The organism is Prevotella sp. DNF00663 (genome assembly GCF_001553265.1).
In the GTDB taxonomy this organism is placed as follows: domain Bacteria; phylum Bacteroidota; class Bacteroidia; order Bacteroidales; family Bacteroidaceae; genus Prevotella.
On record NZ_KQ960665.1, the window covers coordinates 1,415 to 2,902 of the forward strand.

At 53.2% G+C, this 1,488-nt stretch carries 1 protein-coding gene; it reads right to left on the reverse strand.

Annotated elements, in window-relative coordinates; genetic code table 11:
* Nucleotides 1-1,413: fimbrillin family protein (locus tag HMPREF3034_RS11740; RefSeq protein ID WP_231725679.1), on the reverse strand; the 1,413-nt coding region annotated here is incomplete at its 3' end.
* Nucleotides 1,414-1,488: the final 75 nt, after the last annotated feature.

Here is a 1,488-nt window from a genome sequence, read left to right on the forward strand (position 1 = left end):
GTTGTCCACGATGCCGGGCTGGTCGGTCCACATTACTTTGGCCTGCTTGGCAAAATTTGTAGGGCTCTGACAGTTGATGTAAGGAGAATAGATTGGGCTATTGCTACCGTCATGATCCGTGAACCATGCCAGATATTGCTTAGTACTTTGTTTATTGAACGCCTTATAGGCTTTGGTGTTATCTACCCCATTCTCGATGCCGTTGCCATATACGAGCGGGATCTTGTACCAGCCCGGTGCGGAGATGAGGTAGCAGTTGGCTGTGGTCATTGGCCGAGGCTTGCCATCGAGGTCGTGCGTAGAGAGGTCGTAGGGATTGCTTTCAGTGCCTCTCTCTGGGGCTTCTTGCAGCTCCTTGTTATATTCGGCAAGCTTGTCGATGATGGCTGGCTTGATGGTGGCTGTGCCAGATTCGGGACTCAGGCCGCTGCCGCTTCCGTTTCCGTTCTCCATGCTCAAAGAGGTGAGCCATGCGGGCTTTTCCGTGGTTTCAGGACCTGTTGCATTCCCGTCGATGAACTCCTGATAGCCTACCACTTTCCATGGCACGGGATGCTTTATGTAGCTCCCAAGGACCATACGGTAGCTCTCCACGGTATAGCTGGCAGTGGTGGCTGTGCCGGAGACCTCCGAGGGAGGGACCACTGTGATCTGATAATTCCACGTAGATTTGTTCTCCCACAGGGCATAGGTCTTCGTGGTGCCGGCCTTCCATTCGCCAGAGAGGTTCGCTTTGATGCTGGAACCGTCGGAGAAAGTGATTTTTACACTCACGCCCTCAAGCTTCTGCGGGATCATGTAGAAGGTATAGTTGTCGTTCTTGCCCACGATGATGTCGTTAATTCCCTTGGAGGTGCTCACGCTCACGTTGTCGAGGGTGAAGGTTGTCTTGCCAGACAGGGGGCCCCATGCACCTCTGTCGTTGACAGCCATGGGAAGGTTGTAGCAGCCCTTGCTCATAGCGTTTATGATTTCCACCTTGGTGATGGTCTTGTCATACGAGAGGTTCTGCCCTACCTTGAAGCGCACGGCGGTGAGGGCGTGTCGGAACTTCAGGTTGACGGTGGGGGCAACAAAACGTTTTTCATAATGTATCTCACCCGAGCAAGCCGTCATGAGGTCTTCCTGATCAACCACATTAGGTTTCACCGTGAAGTCAACGTATGGTATGGCGGCTCTCTTAGGCGAGAATGTGAGCTTGACATTGGATTTTTTCTTTGCTCCCACGGCTACGGCGAAGAATATGCCGTAAGGCTTGTCCCACGACCACTTTATGGGTGTTACGAGGGTGCCGCTGGGGTTGGTTTCCTTGTTATAGAACCACGGCGTGGTGGTGTCGCCGTTATAGAGCCACGGTATGGTGGGGTTGACTTTAGATGTGCCGCAGAAGCCGGTGGTGTAGAAATTCGGCATTTTCTCTATAGTAGTAATGTCGGCGCGGGTTTGGGGTGCGCCAGCCACCTGCACAGGGGAAGGATACACACCTGC